Source organism: Tropicimonas omnivorans (genome assembly GCF_031846565.1).
GTDB classification, from domain to species: domain Bacteria; phylum Pseudomonadota; class Alphaproteobacteria; order Rhodobacterales; family Rhodobacteraceae; genus Tropicimonas_B; species Tropicimonas_B omnivorans.
In genome coordinates this window covers 397,131-418,872 of record NZ_JAVRHL010000002.1, presented here as the reverse complement: position 1 = coordinate 418,872, position 21,742 = coordinate 397,131, and the positions used below count along the sequence as shown (strand labels likewise).

Annotated in this window: 15 protein-coding genes; 6 read left to right on the top strand and 9 right to left on the bottom strand. The window is 68.9% G+C overall.

What is annotated here, in order from left to right:
- Positions 1-62 precede the first annotated feature (62 nt).
- On the bottom strand, positions 63-1,100 hold the full coding sequence (xylF, locus tag RM543_RS07325; RefSeq protein WP_311690237.1) for a D-xylose ABC transporter substrate-binding protein: 1,038 nt from the start codon (positions 1,098-1,100) through the stop codon (positions 63-65).
- 208 nt (positions 1,101-1,308) lie between these two features.
- On the opposite strand from xylF, the gene RM543_RS07320 reads away from it, so the two are divergent.
- Complete coding sequence (locus tag RM543_RS07320) at positions 1,309-2,562, top strand: ROK family transcriptional regulator (protein ID WP_311690236.1); 1,254 nt, start codon at positions 1,309-1,311, stop codon at positions 2,560-2,562.
- Positions 2,559-4,097: a CRTAC1 family protein gene (locus tag RM543_RS07315; RefSeq protein WP_311690235.1), complete on the top strand. Its 1,539-nt coding sequence runs from the start codon at positions 2,559-2,561 to the stop codon at positions 4,095-4,097. The genes RM543_RS07320 and RM543_RS07315 overlap by 4 nt, the downstream gene beginning before the upstream one ends.
- An 83-nt stretch (positions 4,098-4,180) precedes the next feature.
- On the opposite strand, the gene RM543_RS07310 is transcribed toward RM543_RS07315, so the two are convergent.
- The 5 genes from RM543_RS07310 to treZ form a co-directional block, all read right to left on the bottom strand.
- Positions 4,181-5,503 carry a cytochrome-c peroxidase gene (locus RM543_RS07310; RefSeq protein WP_311690234.1) on the bottom strand — a complete coding sequence of 441 codons (1,323 nt, stop codon included), beginning with the start codon at positions 5,501-5,503 and terminating at the stop codon, positions 4,181-4,183.
- A gap of 68 nt (positions 5,504-5,571) precedes the next feature.
- Entirely contained in the window at positions 5,572-5,982 is a 411-nt protein-coding gene (locus RM543_RS07305; RefSeq protein WP_311690233.1) for a PaaI family thioesterase, read from the bottom strand.
- Between the two features lie 105 nt (positions 5,983-6,087).
- A complete protein-coding gene (locus RM543_RS07300; RefSeq protein ID WP_311690232.1) occupies positions 6,088-7,278 on the bottom strand; it encodes a sugar phosphate nucleotidyltransferase in 1,191 nt (396 codons plus the stop codon).
- Positions 7,279-7,447: 169 nt separating this feature from the next.
- The gene (gene treY, locus RM543_RS07295) at positions 7,448-9,739 is read right to left on the bottom strand and encodes a malto-oligosyltrehalose synthase (protein ID WP_311690231.1); all 2,292 of its coding nucleotides are present in this window, start codon (positions 9,737-9,739) and stop codon (positions 7,448-7,450) included.
- The gene (gene treZ / locus RM543_RS07290) at positions 9,736-11,505 is read right to left on the bottom strand and encodes a malto-oligosyltrehalose trehalohydrolase (protein ID WP_311690230.1); all 1,770 of its coding nucleotides are present in this window, start codon (positions 11,503-11,505) and stop codon (positions 9,736-9,738) included. Before treZ ends, treY begins: the two co-directional genes overlap by 4 nt.
- A gap of 210 nt (positions 11,506-11,715) precedes the next feature.
- Here treZ and RM543_RS07285 point away from each other — a divergent pair, with 210 nt between their 5' ends.
- The 3 genes from RM543_RS07285 to RM543_RS07275 all read left to right on the top strand — a co-directional run bounded on the left by RM543_RS07285 (position 11,716) and on the right by RM543_RS07275 (position 16,515).
- Positions 11,716-12,513, top strand: coding sequence for an SDR family NAD(P)-dependent oxidoreductase (locus RM543_RS07285; protein WP_311690229.1), 798 nt, complete (start codon positions 11,716-11,718; stop codon positions 12,511-12,513).
- Positions 12,514-12,852: 339 nt separating this feature from the next.
- Positions 12,853-14,763 (top strand): AMP-binding protein, encoded by a 1,911-nt coding sequence (locus RM543_RS07280; protein WP_311690228.1) that lies wholly within the window; start codon positions 12,853-12,855, stop codon positions 14,761-14,763.
- Positions 14,764-14,922: 159 nt separating this feature from the next.
- On the top strand, positions 14,923-16,515 hold the full coding sequence (locus RM543_RS07275; RefSeq protein WP_311690227.1) for a sigma-54 dependent transcriptional regulator: 1,593 nt from the start codon (positions 14,923-14,925) through the stop codon (positions 16,513-16,515).
- 33 nt (positions 16,516-16,548) lie between these two features.
- Here the strand turns inward: RM543_RS07275 and RM543_RS07270 are convergent, their stop codons facing one another.
- Positions 16,549-17,307: an NAD kinase gene (locus RM543_RS07270; RefSeq protein WP_311690226.1), complete on the bottom strand. Its 759-nt coding sequence runs from the start codon at positions 17,305-17,307 to the stop codon at positions 16,549-16,551.
- 102 nt (positions 17,308-17,409) lie between these two features.
- Positions 17,410-17,943 carry an invasion associated locus B family protein gene (locus RM543_RS07265; protein ID WP_311690225.1) on the bottom strand — a complete coding sequence of 178 codons (534 nt, stop codon included), beginning with the start codon at positions 17,941-17,943 and terminating at the stop codon, positions 17,410-17,412.
- Between the two features lie 216 nt (positions 17,944-18,159).
- Here RM543_RS07265 and RM543_RS07260 point away from each other — a divergent pair, with 216 nt between their 5' ends.
- The gene (locus RM543_RS07260) at positions 18,160-20,382 is read left to right on the top strand and encodes a DEAD/DEAH box helicase (RefSeq protein WP_311690224.1); all 2,223 of its coding nucleotides are present in this window, start codon (positions 18,160-18,162) and stop codon (positions 20,380-20,382) included.
- Positions 20,383-20,385: 3 nt separating this feature from the next.
- On the opposite strand, the gene RM543_RS07255 is transcribed toward RM543_RS07260, so the two are convergent.
- Positions 20,386-21,678 (bottom strand): SGNH/GDSL hydrolase family protein, encoded by a 1,293-nt coding sequence (locus RM543_RS07255; protein ID WP_311690223.1) that lies wholly within the window; start codon positions 21,676-21,678, stop codon positions 20,386-20,388.
- Positions 21,679-21,742 lie beyond the last annotated feature (64 nt).

Genomic DNA, 21,742 nt, shown 5'->3' with positions numbered 1-21,742 from the left:
TTCTGGGAAGAGCCGGGGCCGCCGCCTGCCCCCGGGGGGGGGCCGGCGGCGGCAATCAGGGCTTACTGATCGCAGGGCGCGGGGCCGTCCTCGACGCCCTGGCAGAGCGCCTCCTGGCTGATCCAGCCTGCATCGACGACGACGCCCAGGTTGTCCTGCGTCACCGGGACCGGCGCGAGGAACTTGGCCCAGAGCGTCGTGCCGTCCGGGGAGGTCCACTCCTCGGCACCTTCGACGTCGCTCATTTCGGTGCCGCCGGCCATGGCGAGCGCGATTTCGCCGGCTTCGCGGCCGAGATCGCGGCTGTCCTTCCACACCGAGACCGTCTGCGTTCCGGACGCGATGCGGTTGAGCGCGGCATGGTCTGCGTCCTGGCCGGAGACCGGAATGCCCTGCATCCCTTGCGCGGTCAGCGCGGCCACGGCGCCGCCGGCGGTGCCGTCGTTGGAGGCGACAACGGCATCGACGTTGTTGTCCTCGGCCGTCAGGATCTGCTCCATGTTGCGCTGCGCGTTCGCGGGAAGCCACTGGTCGGTATAGGCTTCGCCGACGATCGTGATGTCACCGGAATCGATCGCGTCCTGCAGCACTTCCTGCTGACCGCCGCGGAGGAAATCCGCGTTGGGATCGGTGGGGGAGCCCTTGATCATGACGTAGTTGCCGGTGGGCTGCGCCTCGAACACCGCGCGGGCCTGCATCCGGCCGACCTCGACGTTGTCGAAGGTCAGGTAGAAGGCGCGGTCATCGTCGATGAGGCGGTCATAGCCCACCACCGGAATGCCCTCGTCCGCGGCGGCCTGGACGGCGGGGCCGATGGCCTGGCTGTCCTGCGCGAGGATGATCAGGGCATCGGCGCCCTGCGCGATCAGGCTTTCGATGTCAGAGAGCTGCTTGGAGGAGGAGGATTGCGCGTCGGTCGAGATGTAGGAGGCCCCGGCCTCCTCGAGCGCGGCCTGGATCGCGGCCTCGTCGGTCTTCCAGCGCTCCTCCTGGAAGTTGGACCAGCTCACACCGACGGTGAGATCGTCCTGTGCGGCGGCAGGAAGCGTCAGGCCGGCGACGGCGGCAAGCGCGGCAACGGATAGAATCGTGGATTTCATGAGTCTGGTCTCCTCCCAGGGTTCCCCACCCGGCTGGTTCCGGTTCGGGGGTCGTTTCTCCCACGGGGGATAGATGCAGGTTTTATTTCGTCTGTCAAAATTAATTTGACGCCTCAGACGCGGAGTGCTCTAGAATTGGGCACCGATCGGGCGCCGGAAGCGGAAACGTGCGCTGCATCGCAGCGATTTAGGGCGGAGCTTCGAAGGAATGACCGACTGGGCGACGATCGACGAGACGCGGGAGCGGCCGCCGGGCTGCGGCCCTATTTGGCCCGTCGCCGCCGAGCCCGCCGCCCCCTTGCGCCAGCAGGTCTTCGAGGCGGTGCGCTCCGCTGGTCAGATCAGCCGCGCGGAGATGGCGAAATCCCTGAATGTCAGCCCCGGCACCGTGACCCCGATCGTCTCGGACCTCATCGCTGAGGGGTACCTGGAAGAGACCCAGGCCACAGAGGCGCCGTCCGGCCGGGGGCGCCCCCCCGTCGCGCTTCGTGTGCGGCCGGAGGCAGGCTACGTCGTCGGGATGAAACTGTCGGACGAGGTACATACCGCCGTTCTCGTCGATTTCGCCGGTGAGCCGGTGGCCGAGGCGATGTTGCCGCTGCGCGATCCGCAGAAGAGCATGGAGCTGCGGCTGAACGAGGCGGAGGCGCTGTTTGCCGACCTTCTCGGCCAGTCGGGCCTTGCCCGCGAGCAGATTCTCTCCGTGGGCCTCGGCCTGCCGGGCGTGATCGACACCGGCGGGCGGGTCATCTGGTCCCCGGTGTCCGACCGGCGGGACGTGCCCTTGCGCGACTTGGCCGAAGCGCGTCTCGGCCTGCCCGTCCATGTCGACAACGACGCAAATCTGCTCACCATGGCGGAGCTCTGGTTCGGGGCGGGGCGCACCATGTCCGACTTCTGCGTCGTCACCATCGAGCATGGCGTGGGCATGGGCCTCGTGCTGAACCATCGCCTCCATCGCGGCGCCGGCGGCCAGGGCATGGAACTGGGACACACCAAGGTGCAGATGGACGGAGCGCTCTGCCGCTGCGGATCCCGCGGCTGCGCCGAAGCCTATGTCGCCGATTACGCCCTCGTCCGCGAGGCCGGCCTCGCGCTCCGCCGCCCGCATTCGGCGGCCCTCGGCGGCACGCAGGCGACGCTGGAGGCGCTCTTCGAGCAGGCCCGCGCCGGCAACGAGACGGCCCGCGCGATCTTCCACCGCGCCGGTCGCTACCTTGCCCTGATCCTCGCGAACACGGCGAACCTGTTCGACCCCTCGCTCATCATCCTGTCCGGCAGCCGGATGCGCTACGATTATCTCTACGCCGAGGAAGTGCTGGCGCTGATGCGGGACTGGACGCTGAACGAGGCGCCGAAGATCGAGATCAACGCCTGGGGGGATCACGTCTGGGCGCGCGGGGGCGCGGCGCTGGCGCTCGAGAGGGTGACGGCCTCCCTCATTGGCCGGGGGGCTTCATGAGGCTCTGTCTCGCGGGCGCCCTCGCCCTTATCGCCGCGACGCACGCCCATGCCGATCCGCGCTTCACCGATCGCGCAGGCGCCCTCGGCGCCGAGCATGTCTATTCCGGCGGCTGGGAGCATTTCGTGGGTGGCGGCGTCGCGGTGTTCGATTGCGACGGCGACGGCTGGCCCGAGATAGCCGCGGCCGGCGGCGCCTCCCCCTCCCGGCTTTTCCGGAACCTCGCGGATCCCGATCTCGCATTTTCCCCCGGCGATTTCCCGGCCCTGACCGGCGTCACCGGGATCTACCCCGCCGAGATCGATGGCGACGGGATCGGCGACCTCCTCGTCCTGCGCGCCGGCGGGAACGTCCTGCTCAAGGGAGGTCCGGACTGCGCCTTCACCCCGATGGGCCGCGGTTTCGAGGGGGGCGACGGATGGTCCACCGCCGCCTCCCTCACATGGGAGGGGGAGAACCTCCTGCCCACCATCGCGATCGGCAACTACGTCGATCGCACAGACCCGGACGGTCCCTTCGAGGCCTGCGACGAGAACGAGCTGCACCGCCCCGACGGGGAGACCTACGGTCCCCCGACCCTCCTCTCCCCCGGCTTCTGCGCCCTTTCCATCCTCTTCAGCGACTGGAACCGGGACGGAACGGCGGACCTGCGCCTGTCCAACGACAGACACTACTACGTCCGCGGCGGAGCGGAGCAGATGTATTCGCTGCGCGAGAACCGGTTCCTCGGCCCGGAGGATGGCTGGGACGGCCCCTCGATCTGGGGCATGGGAATCGCGAGCCGCGATCTGACCGGCGACGGCCTCCCCGAGATCGTGCTGACCTCGATGGGGGATCAGTTGATGATGATCGCAGGGCAGGACGGCTACACCCTCGCCCCCTATTCCATCGGCACGTTTGCGCACCGCCCGTTTCAGGGCGATGATGGGCGCCCCTCCACCGGGTGGCACGCCGCGTTCGGCGATGTCGACAATGACGGGCGCGACGATCTCTTCATCGCCAAGGGCAATGTCGACCAGATGCCATCGAATGCCATGGCGGATCCCAACAACCTGCTCGTGCAGAAGGCCGACGGCACCTTCGAGGAGCGCGCCGCGCAGGCGGGCATCGCCACCACCGACCGTGCGCGCGGAGCCGCCCTCGCTGACCTGAACCGGGACGGGCGCCTCGACCTCGTCGTCGTCAATCGCCGGGCCCCGATGGAGCTCTGGCGCAACGACACGGAAAGGACGGGTGCTTGGGTGGCCCTCCTGCCCCGCCAGCCCGCCCCCAATACCGATGCGGTCGGGGCCTGGATCGAGCTAGAGCGCGAGGGGGCGCCGACGGCCTTTCGCGAAATCACGGTCGGCGGCGGTCATGTCGGCGACACGCGCGGGCCGCTCCATTTCGGGCTGGGCGATGCGGACACCGCAAGAGCGCGCGTCATCTGGCCGGACGGAGCGATATCGCCCTGGGTCGTGGTGGAGGCCGGGGGGGAGGTCGCGCTGGAGCGCATCGACGCGGCCGGTGGAGTGCGGCTGGCGCCGATCCCCTGACCGGCCCCGCGGGGCGGACGCATCAAGGCGCCCTCCCCTCTCAAGTATGATCCCGGATCATGACGGGATCGGGACGCCATCGCCTAGCGTTCGACCGGCAGACCGCTTGGCACGCTCTTGGGGATCCCGAGCCGGCCGGTGGAGGCGCCATCGCCCGTGAGACTTTCGAGGAACGCAACGATCGCCGCCACCTCGTCCTCCGGGAGGGCGGTTCCGGGCGAAAGGCGCGCGCCGATGGCCCCCGTTTCATCCGCACTGTCCAGGATCTCCCAGTCGGACACGTGTGGGAGACGCGGAAGTGCCGCTTGCGTCCTGTCGTAGGAGAGAAGCGCCGTCGCGGGATCGGCATGGGCGGCCACGAAGCCCGCGAGATCCGGGTAGGCGCCGGTATGGCCGTACGGCGCGGTCAACTCGACATTTCGCAGCGACGGGGTCCGGAAGGCGTAGGCATCCTCCGGCTCACCGGTCACGCGCATCCGGCCGAGATCCCGGCTGTGCAGCTCGAACCGTTCCGACTTTCCCGGGCCGAATTGCGGCACTCCCATCGCGTGGAAATCATGGTCCGTCTGAAACGGCCCGGAATGGCAGGAGACGCAGCCTGCCTCCCCGTAGAAGAGCTGCAATCCCGCCCCCGCCGCTCCCTCGAGCTGTGCCGTGCCGCGCAGATGCCGGTCGAAGGGGCTGTCGTCACTGCGCCATTCGAATGCGACGAAGGCGGCGATCATGTCCGAGATGTCGGTGAAGCCGATGGGGCGGCCGGAGGCGATATCCGGGTCAGCGGCCTCGAACATCGCCCGGTATTCGGGGATGCCGCGCACGCGCACGGCGATCCTGTCCCATGCGCCGTCCAGCCCGGTCAGGCGGCCCTGCCGGACGGCCTCTGACACCTCGTTCTCGGAATAGTGCCCCGCCATCTCGTCCGGCGAGAGCACGGGGAACATCGTCTGCGCGGAGAGGAGGGAAGCGAAGCCCTGAACCATCTCGTCCTCTAGCGGCGTGCGCAGGCCGGAGGGCCGCCTTTCGTCCACCTCGATCCGTCCATCATGGAACAGGACGGTGAATTCGGTGGCACCGAGGTTCCAGAGCCCCTGGGCATTTCGCGGGACGCGCTCCTCGGGCATATTCTCAGGGTCGGCGATGCGCTCCGGGCCGAGGCCGATACCGCCCTCCCCGAGCGCGAGGCTGGTCCCGTCGGAGGTGCCGAACCTCGGGTGATGGCACGTCGCGCAGGAGATGTTGCGATTGCCTGACAAAATCGGATCGTAGAAGAGCAGCTGTCCGAGCCGCGCTTCCGCCTCAATGACCGGGGCGAACATCTCGTCCGTCACCGGGGGCGGAAGCTCCGGGCCCGCGAGGGCGGTCGTTCCGAGACAGGCGGCCAGACACGCCCCGCGCAGCAGATGCATCGAACTTGCGCCTCCTCCCAAAGGTCGCTCCTTGATGCACGGAGCCCGGCGACGAGACAAGACGCGTCCTACGGCTCCTTGACGCGGAACGTCCCCTGGGCGGTGGCAAGGACGGTGCCGTCCTCATCCCTTACGACGGCCTCGGCGAAGACGGTCGTTCGCCCGCCACCCGTGCGCCAGCCCTCGGCCGTGATGGAGGCGCCCGTCGCCGCGGCGAGGAAGCTCGTGGACATGTTCAGCGTCAGGCTGCGGTAAGGAGGCAAGCCCTCGCGGTGGGATACGGCCTCGCCCATGGCGCAGTCGAGCAGTGTGCAGATCAGGCCGCCATGCGGCCTGTCCTGGCGGTTCATGTGGTCGGGGCCGAGGACAAGCCGGATCGTCGCCCGCCCGTCTGCGATCACGGGCGCTTCGAGGCCGATCAGCCTCTGGAACGGTCCGGGGGCGAACCCCTCGCCCATGGGTGTCTCTCGCGCGCTCATGACCCCTCTCATGCGGCGGGAAGACCGGGCGTTCAAGGGCCTGAATGGTGACAGGACCGCCGCGCACCCTTCCCGTGCGCGGCCGCCAAGGAGAGTGCGAGGGCGTCAGATCCTGCGCAGGCCGGCGTCCACGGAGCGCGCGCGATGAGCGGCGACCGGATGGAGACTGCGCCGCTCGGACTCCCGGCGTGCCAGCATCGCCGCCGTCACGAGAACCGTGCCGCCGGGCGTACGGCGGAACCATGTCGCGTCCTCGGCGGGATCTTCACCGATGGTCACGCCCGAGGGGATGCGGGTGCCGCTGGCGACGATGGTCCGGCGGATGCGCGCAAGCGGCGAGACGAACGCGCCCGGAAGAACAACGCTGTCCTCGATGCTGCCGGTCAGACCTTCGCCGAAGCCCGCCAGGGCACGATGGACCTGAGCCGCGCCCCCGATCCGCTCAATCCGGTCCCGCCCCGTCTCGACCCGCCCGGACAGCGGCAGGTCGCACGGCGTCGTTCCACGGACGAAGTCCATCTGGGCCGCGCGGTAGGCGTCGAGAGTGCCGACGTCCCGCCAGTAGGCGGTCTTCCGGTTCCCCGTCGCGGTGAGACGGTAGGACTGGACGCCCCCCTCGGCGACGGCTGTTGGAAGGATGTCATGGCCGAAATCGTGGCTCGAATTGCGGTCCTCGGCGTCCGCGATCAGCCTTTCCCGCAACCAGCTCCAGGTGAAGATGTAGATCCCCATGCTGGCAAGCGAGTGCGTAGGGTCATCGGGAAGGCCCGGCGGATCGGAGGGTTTCTCGAGGAAGCGGATCACGCGGCCGCTGGCATCCGTGTCCGCCACGCCGAAGCCGCTCGCGGCCTTGCGGGGCACCACGTCCATCGCGACGGTGACGGGCGCGCCGGACGCGGCATGCTGGGCGAGCATCGCCCCGTAATCGATTTCGTAGACGTGGTCGGCAGCCAGGACGAGGACGTGCTTCGGCGCGGCCCTGTCTATGACGTCGATGTTGCGGGTGACGGCATCGGCCGTGCCGGCGTAGCCCGCCGCGCCAACCGATGCCCCGTCCCTGATCTCGAGACCCCGACCGGGTCCGGTGAACGCGCGCGACCATCTGGTCGCCATGTGCTCCGTCAGCGTCGCGGGGCGGTACTGCGTGGCCACGATCATTCGTCCGATCCCGGCCTTCACCACGTTCGCCATGGCGAAATCGCAGATGCGGTGGCGCCCGGCAAACCACAGCGCAGGCTTGCACTCGTCGTCCGTCAGCTCATGGAGGCGCGTACCCCGGCCTCCTGCAAGCAGCACGGCGAATGTGTCCTGGGCGGGATCGGGAGGGGAAACTGGCGCGCCTCTGCGCGCCGTGCTGACTTGGGGCATGAGGTCGACTTTCTGTCCAGTATTTTCCAACTGAACGCCGCCTCACGCCCCCTGTTCCCCACGCCGCAGTGCAGAATGTGGCAATAACTAGAGTGGTTTAATCTACCGTGAGGCGAACGGTGACGGAGCCTTCGCGATCCCGCTCATCCGTCGGATAAAGCAGGTCCCCGCCGGTTTCCTCACCGACGTCGTAGGGGTGCCCGGACAGATTGATTTCCACCGACAGGCGAGCTTCCTCCCCCTCCCGGCAGACGATGAGGCCGGCCTCCGTGGGGACGGCATCGGCCGCGCCGCCGGCGAAGAGGCCGGGACGTTCCCGCCGCAGTCGCAGGAGAACCCGCGTCAGCCTCGCCTTGCTCGCGGAGAACCCCTCTTCGTCCACCAGCGCGGCCATGCGGCCCCAGTCGACCGGCTGACGGTTGTCGGGATCGGTCAGGGCGAAGCTCGCGCCCTCGCACCCCTGGTAGATGTCGGGAATGCCCGGCATCGCCGCCTTGAGCGCGACCTGCGCCAGCGACAGGCGCTCGCCGCTCTGCATCAGTCGCATCGCCGGCGGAGGGACCTGGCCGCTCCAGCGTTCGGCAAGTGTGCGCGTGAAGCCCAGCGCCTTGCCCTCGGCCTCTTCGTCCGGGAAGGCCCAGGTGGTGATCTCCTTGGCCTCCCGGATCGCCTTCTCGACATGGGCGACGAGACGGTCCGGAATGTCCTCCCGGTCCGGCTCCCAGATGGCGAGGAACGCCTGCACGACGTACCAGCGCAGGTTCGGATCGACCTCGTCATGGCCGGGGATGAAGGCGCTGGCGTCGAAGAGGGAGATGAAGGCGTCCGCGTCGCGGGACATCGCGACGAGGCGCATCCGCGCGTCCTCGCTGCGCTTGGTGTCGTGGGAGGAGGTCAGCGTCAGCCCCTTCGGCTGCGCCTCCATCCGGCCTGTCATGTAATCTGCAAACGCCTCGATGCTCATCTCCGGCTCATCCGGCTCCGCGCCGACCTCGTTGGCCGCGAGATACCGGTTGAAGCGGAAGCCGGCCGTATCCTCCTGCCCTTTCGCAAGAAGCGCGCCCGTCACCTGCTGGAACCTTACGCGGAAGCGCTCCTCGGCCGGGGTCGCGGCGGCTCGAATCATGCGGGCGAGTTCCCGTACGATGGTTTCCGAGCGGATCACCGCGGCGGAGGCTTCGGCGACCGCATCCATGATCTCGTCATCGCCGTCCCGGCCCTCGTTGCCGGCGTAGTACGTCCGATAGCGGGGGAACCGGACCAGAAGCTCACGGACCGCCTGACGGAGGGCTTCGTCCCCCGGCTCGGCCTCTCCGGTGGCGAAGACCGCGGGACGGGCGAGATCGATGAGCTGACGCAGTTCCGCCGCCAGTTCCTCGGTCAGCACCTCGCGCTTGGAGGCGTCGAGCACCTCGCCGAACTCCTCCTCGCGCCCCGAGCGGTCGCGCCATGCCTCGTCCAGCTTCTCGATGCCCTCGGCCTCGGTCAGGACCCGGGCAATGGCGCGGCCGGCCTCGTACCCGGTCGTCCCCTCGATGGGCCAGTCGGGAAGCAGCTCCTCACCGACGAGGATCTTCTCCACCCAGACCGGCACATCGGGACCGATCCGTCCGCGCAGGCGATCCAGATAGGCGGCCGGATCCGCCAGGCCATCGATATGGTCGATGCGAATCCCGGTGACCTCGCCGGCCTCCACGAGATCGAGCACCAGCGCGTGGGTGTCCTCGAAGACCTGGCTGTCCTCCACCCGCATTCCGACGAGGCCGGTGATCTGGAAGAAGCGGCGGTGGGTCACGCCGTCCCGCTCGAACTCCCAGTGCGTAAGGCGCCATGGCTGCTTGCCATGTGCCTCCCTCAGCGCATCGGCATCATCGCCGTCGGGCTCGGTTCCGGGAGCCATCGGCACGTCGAGGCCACCGGCGCAGAAGACCGGGCCGTCCTCACGGCGATCCACCGACAACTGTCCCTCGCGCAGCATCTTCTCGAACGGCGCTGGCAGGAACGGCAGGACGAGCTTGTAGTCCCAGTTGATATCGAAATGCGGAGCGTAGCGGCTGTCCTGTCCGTGACGCAGGACGTCCCTCAGCCACGGGTTCTCGAGGCTGAAGGCGGTATGGTTGGGGACGATGTCGATGATGACGCCGAGGCCCGCTTCCTTCGCGGCGACGGCGAGGCGGGAAAACCCCTCCCGCCCCCCGAGGTCAGGCTCGATCTGGGACGGGTCGATCACGTCGTAGCCGTGCGTGGACCCCGACCCTGCCGCGAAGATGGGCGAAAGATAGATGTCCGAGATGCCGAGGTCGGTGAAGTAGGGGATGAGCTCCCGCACCCGGTCAAAATCAACACCCTCCCGAAGCTGAACACGGTAGGTGGCGGACAGATCTCTCATTTTCGGTTCACGCTCATGGCAAAGGCATAGGGATCCGCGGCGATGTCACCGCGGGCGAAATCGGGATCGAAGGTCGGGGCGCTTTCGGGCGGCGCGCCGAAACTGGCGGCGACGCGAAGCGTACCGTCCCGGAACGGCCATTCGGCGGCAACGGACCCGGGGCCGGTCCGCGACGCCGAGGCGCTCCCCGACCGGCCGGATCGCGACAAGGGCACGATGACGCCCGAGCGCAGGCGCAAGAGCTCTTTCGTCAGGCCGCGCCACCGATCCTGCTCCGCGGGATCGCCCCGGAACGGACGGCAGGCCTCGAAGGTCTCGCGGCTGCAGGGATCGGGGACCTGTCCGGTGAAGCCGGAGAAGTTGGCGAACTCAGCCTGACGGCCCTTCCGCGTCCCCTCGGCCAGGTCGCCGGTGAAGTCCGCGAAGAAGAGCCACGGCGCGCGCTCCCCGGCCTCCTCGCCCATCCACAGCATCGGCGTGAAGGGGGAGAGGCACAGCAGGCAATGCGCGATCTCCACCGCGCGGGGATCGTCCGCAAGCTCCAGAAGCCGCTCGCCGCGGGCACGGTTGCCGGTCTGGTCGTGGTTCTGGTTGAAATTGACGAAGGTACTCCACGGCAGATGCGCCGACGGCTCGCCCCTCGGCGGTCCCGCGGGCGCCTGCTCCCGCGTCTGTCCCTGCTCGATATACCCGTCCTTCAGCGCGATCACGAGATCATCGAGGGGCGCGACGGCATAGGTCGCATAGTAGTCCTCGCTCTCCCCGGTCAGAAGCGTGTGGATGGCATGGTGCCAATCGTCGTTCCATTCACCGGTATAGAGGTTCGCCTCGGGGTCGTGCAGCCGGGTGATGTTCCGGTTGTCCTCGGTGGTGAGGTGGATCGGGCGGCCCCAATCGCGGCGGCGGACCTCCTCGGCCAGCTCCACCATCAGTTCGGGATCGCTGCCGGGATCGCGGATCTGGTCCGTCGCGTCGAGGCGGAGCCCGTCGAGGCGGAACTCGGTGAGCCAGTAGAGCGCGTTCTCGATGAAGTAGCTGCGCACGGCAGGTTCGCGGTAGTCGATCGCGTCGCCCCACGGCGTCTGCCGGTCCTTGTCGAAGAAGCCGGGGGCGAGGGCGTGGATATAGGCGCCGTCCGGCCCGAAATGGTTGTAGACCACGTCGAGAAGCACCATCAGCCCCATGCCCTGGGCGGCTTCCACGAAGCGCTTGAAGTCCTCCGGCGTGCCGTAGGCATTGTGCGGCGCGTAGCTCAGGACGCCGTCGTATCCCCAGCCGAACGTCCCCGGGAACTGCCCCACCGGCATGATCTCGACAGCGGTAATGCCGAGGCGCTCCAGCTTCGGCAATTCGCGGGCGGCGGCGGCGAACGTTCCTTCCTCGGTGAAGGCGCCGACGTGAAACTCGTAGATCACCGCCTCGTCCCAGGCGCGCCCCTCCCACTCTGTCCGCCACTCGTATCCGCGCGGATCATGCAGGATCGAGGGGGAATGGACGTCCCCCGACTGCTGCCGCGAGGCGGGATCCGGAGCGCGGAGCCCGTCCACCTCGAACATGTAGGCCGAGCCGGTCTCGGCCGGGACCTCGGCCTCCCACCATCCGCCGTCGCCACGCTCCATGGCGTGGCGCGTCTCGCCGGCCGTGAGGATGACCTCCGCCACTTCGGCCTGCGGCGCCCAGAGCCGCGCGCGCCACAGGCCCTCACCGGCGGGCTCGGTACCCCACCGGCGCCGAAAATGATGGGTCGCGGGAGTTTGCTGGCTCATGGCTGGGGCTTTCAGTGGTCGGACGACGGCGCAACGTATGGCGCATGCCGAGCCGAAACACGCCGGCGGAAGCTCTGTTCCACGCCGGATCGCGCAAAGCCTGCGCTGCGGCAGATGCGTCACGGGCCGGAACAATGCCGCGCCTCGCGGGTCTTCCGCCCGGATGCGCCCGAAGCGGCGCGCAGCACGACATCATTTCAGGAGACGACCATGGATCTCGGCATCAAGGGCAAGACCGCCCTCATCACCGGCGGTAGCGGCGGAATGGGACGGGAAGTCGCCCGCGTCCTTCTGGGCGAAGGCGCGAACATCATCCTGTCCGACCTCAAGCAGTCCGACGTGGACGACGCGGTGAAGGAACTCGGCGACGAGCGCGTCACGGGCTGCGCCGCCGACCTCACGGCGAAGGACGGTTTCGACGACCTCGCCGCTCACGTGGAGGAGCGCGGCGGTGCGGATATCCTCGTCCACGGCGCAGGGATCACCGGCGCCAAGGGCGATCCGCTCGAGATGACCGACGAGGACTACGAAGAGGCCTGGCAGATCGACTTCATGTCCGCCGTGCGTCTCAGCCGGAAGGTCGTGCCGCACATGGTGGAAAAGGGCTGGGGCCGGGTCGTCTTCGTGACCTCCGAGAACGCCGTGCAGCCCTACCCCGACGAGGCGGTCTACAATGCGGCGAAGGCGGCGCTTCTCAACTTCACGAAAGCCGTGTCGCTGCCCTATTCGGAGAAGGGCGTCCTCTTCAACGCCGTCTCTCCCGCCTTCATCGAGACGCCGATGACGGACGGCATGATGGAGAAACGCTCCGAGCAGCTCGGCGTGTCGAAGGAGGAGGCCATCGAGAGTTTCCTCAAGGAGGAACGTCCCTTCCTGAAGATCGGCCGCCGCGGCAAGGTCGAGGAGGTCGCCCCCGTGATCGCGCTTCTGTGCTCCGCACGGGCAAGCTTCGTGGCCGGCTCCGCCTACCGCGTGGACGGCGGATCCGTCGGCGCGATGAACATCTAGGGATCGGCCCGGAACCGGACCGGCGCGCGCCATCGCACGTGCCGGCCCGGAGCCCTGGGAGATTACGCCTTCGACGGTTTGGCGCCGCCTGCTTGGCGGGCCTTGCTGTCTTGCCCGCAATGTCACGATCCATGATTGCGCGGCGGCATGGGCGTCGCCGGTGAACCCAGGAAAGGTGGTTCACCTTTGCCCGTCTGAGCGGAAAACGACGCTCCGCGCAGGATGCGACGCCCCTTTCCGCAATATCATAACGTCGGCGATATTCCGCTAGGTAAACTTCTTGCGCAAAGTCCTGCGACGCCGTACGTCATTGTTGCGATCCAATCAGTTGGGGAACAGATGGGCGCATACGCATCGGCCATGGCGCAGTGGCGCCGGGCTCCGGACGAATTCTGGCTGGAAGCTGCGAGAGCGGTGGACTGGGACACCGGTCCGGATCGCGCTTTCGACGACGGCCGGTCTTCGGTCGGGAGCTGGTTCGCCAGCGGGCGGATCAACGGATGCTGGAACGCGGTGGACCGGCACGTCGCTGCGGGACACGGCGAGCGGATCGCCATCATCCATGACAGCCCCGTCACAGGCCAGAACACGAAGATTACCTATCGCGAATTGCAGGACCGCGTCGCCGCCCTCGCCGGCGCGCTGAGAGCCCGTGGCGTGGTGGCCGGCGACCGCGTCGTGATCTACATGCCGATGGTTGTCGAGGCGCTCGAGGCGATGCTGGCCTGCGCCCGTCTGGGCGCGGTCCACTCGGTGGTGTTCGGCGGCTTTGCCGCGCACGAGCTGGCCGTCCGCATCGATGACGCGCGCCCGAGGGCGATCATAGCCGGCTCCTGCGGGATCGAACCGAACCGCGTTGTCGCCTACAAGCCCATGCTGGACGCAGCCCTCGAGGAAGCGGCGCACGCGCCCGATTTCTGCGTCATTCTCCAGCGAGCCGAGTTGCCGGCGGATCTGGTGGACGGGCGGGACCTCGATTATCGCGAGATTTGCGCGGCGGCCGAACCGGCGGAGTGCGTTCCCGTCGCGGGCGACCACCCGGCCTACATCCTCTATACATCCGGCACGACCGGCGCGCCCAAGGGCGTCGTGCGGCCGACGGGCGGGCATCTCGTATCGCTCGCCTGGACCATGGAACATGTCTACGGCGCCGCGCCGGGAGAGGTCTACTGGGCGGCCTCCGATGTCGGCTGGGTCGTCGGGCACAGTTACATCTGCTACGGTCCCCTGATCCGCGGATGCACCACGGTTCTCTTCGAGGGAAAGCCCGTGGGCACACCCGATGCCGGGACCTACTGGAGGGTGATCGCGGAGCACGGCGTGTCGATCTTCTTCACCGCGCCCACGGCCCTCAGGGCCATCAAGCGGGAGGACCCTGAAGGCAGGCTGGCGGCGGGCTACGATCTGTCGAGCCTCCGCACGCTGTTCCTCGCCGGAGAACGCGCGGACCCCGATACCGTGGACTGGGCCGCGCGGATGCTGGGCGTTCCGGTCATCGATCACTGGTGGCAGACAGAGACGGGCGCGGCCATCGCCGCCAATCCCGTCGGGCTCGAACAACTCCCGGTCAAGGTCGGCTCGCCATCCGTTCCGATGCCGGGCTACGACATCGCCATCCTGGGCGACGACGGCAGCCCCCTTCCGCCGGACACACTCGGCGCCGTGGCGATCCGCCTGCCCCTGCCGCCCGGATGCCTGCCGACGCTCTGGGACGCAGAGGACCGCTTCCGATCCGCCTATCTCTCCCGCTTCCCCGGCTACTACGACAGCGGCGATTCGGGCCTGATGGACGAGGACGGATATCTCTGGATCATGTCCCGCACCGACGACGTCATCAACGTGGCCGGGCACCGCCTGTCCACCGGCGCGATGGAGGAGATCCTCGCGGACCATCCCGACGTCGCCGAATGCGCCGTGATCGGCATCGACGACGCGGTCAAGGGGCAGGTTCCGCTCGGGTTTCTGTGCCTCAACCACGGCACGGCGCGTCCGGCGGAGGACATCGCCTGCGAAGCCGCCGACATGGTGCGCACCCGGATCGGTCCGGTCGCGGGCCTGAGCGCCGCGCTCGTCGTCGACCGCCTGCCGAAGACGCGATCGGGCAAGATCCTACGCAAGACCTTGCAGGAACTCGCGGGTGGCGGTCCCTTGCGGGTTCCTCCCACGGTCGATGACCCCGCGATACTTGAGGACATCGGCAAGATTCTGCGATCTTCCCAATTGCGCGCAGAAGGGACAGACATTTGTTAATTTTCGGCGGATACTCACGCCACAAGATGCGAGGATATGGCGGAGGACGGCTTCTTCCGGACACATCATGCCGGTGCAGCGCGATCTCGCGCCAGAAAGGACAATGACCGACACGTTGCAAATCCTGCCCGCCCTTCCACCCCGGACCGGGAGGGGCTGATGGTCGAGATCCTGATTCTCGAGCGCGCTGGCCCCGACCGGCAGCATCTGGATGCGATGCTGGCCGAGGAGGGGTACGAGGTGACGGCGGTGCGTGACGTGAGCGGCGCACTTGCCGCCGCGCGTGCCCGGCGTCCGGGACTTGCGATCGTCGAGCTGCCCTTCGCGGAAGAGGACGGCGAGGAGAAGTGGCGCGAGTTCTTCGAAATGCACGAGGGCCTTCCCGTCATCGCCATCACGGCGCCGAGCCGGGTTGCCCTCGCGATCAGTGCCCTGCGACAGGGCGCTTACGAATTCATGGTGCGACCGGTGCAGCCGCCCCGTCTCGCCGGCATCGTTGCCGATGCGCTGCGCACCGGCGGGGCGGACGCATCCCGGGACGGCTTCTCCCTGCCCTGTGCAACGATGGTCGGTGCCTCGCGCGAGATGCAGCTCCTGCAGCGCCGCCTCAGTGCCGCGGCCCGATCCATGGCGCCGATCTTTCTCATCGGGGAGAGCGGCACCGGCAAGGAGCTCAGCGCCAGGGCGATCCATGCTTTGTCCCGCCGGGCGGACGCGCCCTTCGTGACCGTCAGCTGCGCCTCGATCCGGCCCAACATGCTCGGACCCGAGATCTTCGGGTACCTGAAGGACGCCTTCGCCGGCGCCCTGTCGGACACCACCGGCGCCGCCGAACGGGCCGATGGCGGCACGCTCTTTCTCGACGAGGTCTGCGAGCTGGATCTCCAGATGCAGGGCAAGCTCCTGCGCTTTCTCGAGACGATGCAGATCAGGCCGATCGGATCATTCGACGCGCGCCAGGTGGACGTGCGCATCGTGTCGAGCACGAACCGCGACCCCGTGCAGGAAATGCGCGAGGGCCGGCTGCGCAAGGACCTGTTCTACCGGCTGCACGTCCTGCCGATCTTCCTGCCCCCCCTGCGCGAACGGGCCGACGACGTGATCGAGATCGCCCACAGCGTGGTCGCCGAGATCGCAGCCGAGGAGAGCCGCACCATTTTCGGCTTCACTCAGGACGCCGAGGCCGCGCTGCGGGAGCATTCCTGGCCGGGCAATGTCCGGGAGCTGAAGAACGTTCTGCGCAATGCCGTCGTCCTGGGGTCCGGGAACGAGATCGACGTGAACGCGCTCGGCCCGTTTGCCGATTCGCCGCCGTCTTCTCCGGATGAGGGCACCGATCCGGATCCCGGCCTGAACGGGCATGAGCCAAAGGACGATTTGTCCCATGACGAGGATCCCGCGCCGCGCGACGGCCTGTCCGGAAACGGGAGGCGCCCTATCGACGTGCGCCCGACGCCGGTGGTGGACGGACATGGGAAGGGGCTTCTCCACGATACGGGAATCGACGTGTTCGGTGTGCTCGAACGTGACCGGAGCGATGCACCGGTCGATCCGATCGCGGAGATGGAGGGCGACGCCCTTGTCCATGCGCTGGAACTTCTGGCCGGGCGATCCTGGGCGGAGGTCGAGGAGCTGATCATCGAGGCCACGATCCGGCGCAACGCCGGCTCGATCCCCCGCGCCGCGCGCGAACTCGGCCTCGCGCCATCCACGATCTACCGCAAGCGCACCTCCTGGAACGGAGAGGCCTGACAGGCGGAGCGCCGGGCCCTCGCCCCTCTCCCCTCAGACGAACTGCTCGCGGATCAGACGCTCGTCGAGACCGTGACCGGGATCGAAGAGGATACGGTGCCGCACCTCCGGCTCAGAGCGCACGAGAACGGTCACCACATCCTCCACCGACCGGCTGTCCGCATCTGCCATGACGGGGCGCTTCTGCGCTTCCAGCACGTCGATACGCACCTCGGAGCGTTTCGGGATCAGGGCCCCCCGCCAGCGCCTTGGCCGGAATGCGGCGACGGCCGTGAGCGCCAGCACGTCCGCGCCGATGGGCAGGATCGGGCCGTGGGCGGAGTAGTTGTACGCGGTCGATCCCGCGGGGGTGGAGACCAGCGCCCCGTCGCAGACCAGCTCCGGCAGGCGGACCTTGCCATCGACCGAGATCTTCAGCTTCGCGGCCTGCGGTCCGGCGCGGAGCAGGGAGACTTCGTTGATCGCAAGCCCGGTATGGCGTGATCCGTCGGCAGAGGTCGCCTCCATCACGAGAGGGTTGATGACCTGTTCCTCGGCCGCGGCGACGCGTTCGACCACGTCGGCCTCGCTGTATTCGTTCATCAAGAAGCCGATGGTGCCGCAGTTCATCCCGTAGACGGGCGCGTCGAGATGCTGGGTGGCGTGGAGCGTCTGGAGCATGAAACCGTCGCCGCCGAGCGCGACGATCACCTGCGCCTCTTCGAGCGAGGTGTCGCCGTGCCGCGCGACGAGGCGTTCGTGGGCATCCTGCGCCTGTACGGCCGGGCTGGCGAGAAAGGCGATCCTGATCACGCGTCGTGTCTCCCGGTCACGTCCTGCTTCGGTACAGGGTCAGTCTTTGCCCGCACCGGGCGCAACCACAAGAGGCAGGCAAGACCGGCCCCGGAGGACCACTCACTCGGCCGCGGGCGCCTCCGGCAGACGGGACAGGCCATCGGCGAGCCCTTCCGTCTCGAACTCGAAGACCACCGGCTCGGCGCCGAGGCCGGGCCGGTAGGCACCGATCTGGTCCGTTGCCTCCAGGCGGCCCGGCGCTTCGGCCTCGAGCCGGATGAGCGCTTCGCACCGTCCGCCGCGGCAGGTCTGCCATGTCAGCGGAATGCGCGCGTCGTCCTCGGCGCCGCCGATGGAGAAATCCGTCGGAAGATACGCGCCTTCCGGAACCTGGGCGGCGAAGAAGTAGGTGTCCGTCCCGGGCTCGGGGAAGACGAGAAACTTGGCCACGAGAGCGCCGCCCTCCCGCCGCGTCAGCGTCTGCGAGAGTATGCACCGCGCCTGCCCCTCGGGGCATTCGACGCGCCACCGGCCGATTTCGTCCCCCGGGGAGAGAGGGCCATCGCCAGTCCCTTCCTGAGCCGGAAGAGCAGCGGCGCCGGCGACGAGAAACGCCGCGCCGAGGGCGGCAAGGCGACTTGGGACGCGGAACATGAAAGGCCTCCTCGGGATCATCTGCATATCCTCAGCCCTATAACAGGCCGGCTTGCCTTGTCCACGCGCGCAGGCTGTCGCGCCCGCGCGGCACATCGGAGCTATACAAAGCGCGCGCGGCGCGGTAGAGAGCCGCCTTTCCTTCCTCCCGTTGCGGCATTCCACGCGCGCGACACGACGGCGGCTCCGGCCCCCCCGCAGATCGGCTACCTCCTCATGATCCAGACCCTCTCAGATGCGCTCGCGGAGCGCGGCTACGACACTTTGACCGCGGTGCAGGAGGCGGTCACGAACCCCGAACTTGCGGATGCCGACCTGCTCGTCTCGGCGCAGACCGGCTCCGGCAAGACGGTGGGCTTCGGCCTTGCCATCGGCTCGACGATCCTCGGGGAAGACGGCACCCTGGGGGACGCTGCGGCCCCCCTCGCGCTCATCGTCGCCCCCACGCGAGAGCTGGCCTTTCAGGTCTCGCGGGAGCTCGGCTGGCTTTATTCGAAGGCCGGCGCGCACGTTGCCTCCTGTGTCGGCGGGATGGACATGCGGGACGAACGCCGCGCCCTGGGGCGGGGCGCCCACATCGTCGTCGGCACGCCCGGACGCCTGCGCGACCATATCCAGCGTGGCTCCCTCGACATGTCCTCCCTGCGGGCCATCGTGCTCGACGAGGCTGACGAGATGCTGGACCTCGGCTTCCGCGAGGACCTGGAATTCATGCTCGGCGAGGCTCCCGAAGAGCGCCGGACGCTGATGTTCTCCGCCACGGTGCCCCCCATGATCGCGACGCTGGCAAAGCACTACCAGCGCGATGCCGTCCGGGTGACGACGCTGTCGGACAAGAGCCAGCATGCCGACATCGCCTATCAGGCCCTGCGCGTTGCGCAGACCGATGCGGAGAACGCCATCATCAACGTTCTGCGCTATCACGAGGCGCAGAACGCGATCGTCTTCGCCAACACTCGTGCGACGGTGAATCGCCTGACCGCCCGGTTCTCCAATCGCGGTTTCGCGGTCGTCTGCCTCTCAGGTGAGCTGAGCCAGGCGGAGCGCAGTCACGCGCTTCAGGCGATGCGGGACGGGCGGGCGAGGGTCTGCGTCGCCACCGATGTCGCCGCGCGCGGCATCGACCTGCCGAACCTCGAACTCGTGATCCATGCGGAGCTGCCGTCGAACGCCGAGGGCCTGCTGCACCGATCCGGCCGAACCGGCCGTGCCGGCCGCAAGGGCATCTCCGCCCTCATCGTGCCGCCGAAGGCGATCAAGCGTGCCGAGCGCCTGCTGCAGACCGCCCGCATCACCGCGGAATGGACGACGGCCCCCGATGCGGACGAGATCCTGCGCAAGGACGAGGAGCGACTCCTCTCCGACCCGACATGGTCGGCGGAGGCGACCGAGAACGAGGCAGAGTTCGCGTCGCGCCTTCTGGCCACGTACAGTGCCGAGCAGGTCGCGGCGGCCTACCTGCGCCTCTTCCGGGAGCGGCATTCCGCGCCCGAAGAGCTGTCCGCCCCCGATGCCCGGCCGGCCCCGCGCGAGCGCGCGCCGTTTGGCCCGTCGGGCTGGGTCGCGCTGAGCGTCGGGCGGGATGACCGTGCCGAGGCGCGCTGGCTTCTGCCGCTGCTCTGCCGGGCCGGCAACCTGGACAAGGACGCCATCGGCGCGATCCGCGTGCAGCAATCCGAGACCTTCGTGGAACTGACCGAGGCCGCCCTGCCGGGCCTCATGGACGCGCTTGGCGAGGCTGGGCAGCTCGAGGACGGCGTCTCGGTGCGCAAGCTTGACGGCGCGCCGGACCTTGGCCGCCCGTCCGCTCCTCCGAAGCGCCCCGACCGGAAAAGCGGCCCCAAACCGGGACCGCGCCGTGATCCGAAGCCCGCGGCCGAGCCCGCGCGTGAGGCACGGGGCCCCGACCACGACCCGAAACCCGAGCAACCGGCGGCACCGCCCGCGCCTGCCGCCCCCGCCCCGGCCCCTGCCCCTGCCCCTGCCCCTCGGCCGGACGCGGCTCCCGCGGAACGCCCGGCATGGAAAGAACGGACGGGCCGCAAACCGGCGGACCGCGACGAGCGTCAGCCGAAGGGCGGCAAGCCGGAGGGCGGCGGAGCGGACCGCAAGCCCCGCAAGCCGCATGGCGCCGCCCGCCCCGGCCCGAAAGGCGGCCCCGGACCCGACCGGGACGCGCGCCAGGATAGGGATAGCAAGCCATTCAAGGGCAAGGCCAAGTTCGGCGGCGCCCCCGGCCCCAAGGGCGCCGGGTTCAAGGGCGGCGACGCGAAGAAGGGCGGTCCGAAGGGCGCAGGCCCCAGGTCCGCAAGCCCGGGCCAGCCAAACGCGTCGGACACCTCCAAGCGATTCACGCCGGGTGGCGCGCGCCCGAAGCCCGGCAAGCCCGGCAAGCGTCCGACCGGTGGCAGCCAGCCGCCCCGCCGCAAGGACCGCTGAGACCTAGCCGGTCCGCGCCGAGGCCGCCACGAAGGCCTCGGCGATACGCGCATAGCCCGCCGCGTTCAGGTGGATCGCGTCGGAGCGCAGCGACCGAGGGACAAGGCCGACGGCGACGTCCGCCTGATCCCCGGCGCTGCCATCGCTGCCCGCCTGCAAGGCTGCGAGGCAATCGACGAAGCGCCCGCCGTGATCGGCAGCGAGATCGGCGTTCAGGGTCTCTATGGCAGCGAGCGCCGTGCTGCCATCCGCCGCGCTCGGCAGGACGGACCCCACGAGGTACTCCCCGTGGTCCAGATGCGCGACCATGGCGTCGATATCGGCCTTCACCGTCTCCGTCGCCGCCGCGTTGTTCCGCCCCGCCCAGATCCACGCGGCCCGATCCGCCATCGCCGCGGCGACGTCCGGCACGAAGGCCGTGCCGTCCGCCACCGTAACGGCAGGCCCCGTTCCCGTGCGCAGGAAGGTCCAGTGTCCGTCCGGATCCGTCACCATCGTCCCCGCCACGCCGGCCAGCCGTCCCTGCATCGCGCCGACATGGGCGCCGGACCGGGTAAGGACGTTGACCGAAACGTCCGACACGGCCGCTTCCGGCTGCGCCTCCTCAAGCGACACGTTGCCGATCCGCACCGTGCCGACCTGCGTATGCGTCATCACGCAGAGGCTGTTGGCGGTCTCCTCACCGTCCGATCCGACCGTCAGGTCGAAGCTCTTGAGCCCGCCCGAGGAGAAGCCCCGTCTGGCGGACCAGCTTCCGTTGAAGGTCGTGGCGCTGCCCGAATTGACGAGGCCGACCTCGATCCAGGACGCGCCGCCCATGTCGATCTCGAAGCTGAGGGTCACTGTCCGGCCCGCCTCCAACGTTTGTCCCAGCCAGACCTGCGCGCCCGAGAACGGCGTCCCCTCGGCCTCGATGACGAGCGCATCCTCCTCGGCGAGGATCGCGGCGGGCGGAGCCGCATGGCGGGGCGCCCATCCGGACAGCCCGTCTTGGAAACTCCAGTCCGCCTCGATCCAGCCCGGGATTGCGCCGTCCGTCAGCGAGACCGCGATGGGCACCGCGCCCTGCCGGGCGGCGATCTGCGTCGAGGTCTGCCCGCCGATACCCAAGTTCGCGATGCGCCGGCCGCTCCTCGCCTCGGCCACCGCCGGCCAGGCCGCGTCGAGGTCCGCCCCCGCGCCTTCCGTGAGACTGTCCCCCCAGGCCGCGACAGGCCGTGCGGCGAGACCCGTCCGATGGCGCCAGCTCCCATAGCCGAGCGCCAGCCCGCTCGTCGTCGCTCCGATCCCCAGCATGATCACCGCTCTCCTCGATAGGCCCCGCGCGGCGGGTCCTGCCCGGCCGCCGATGGAACGATCG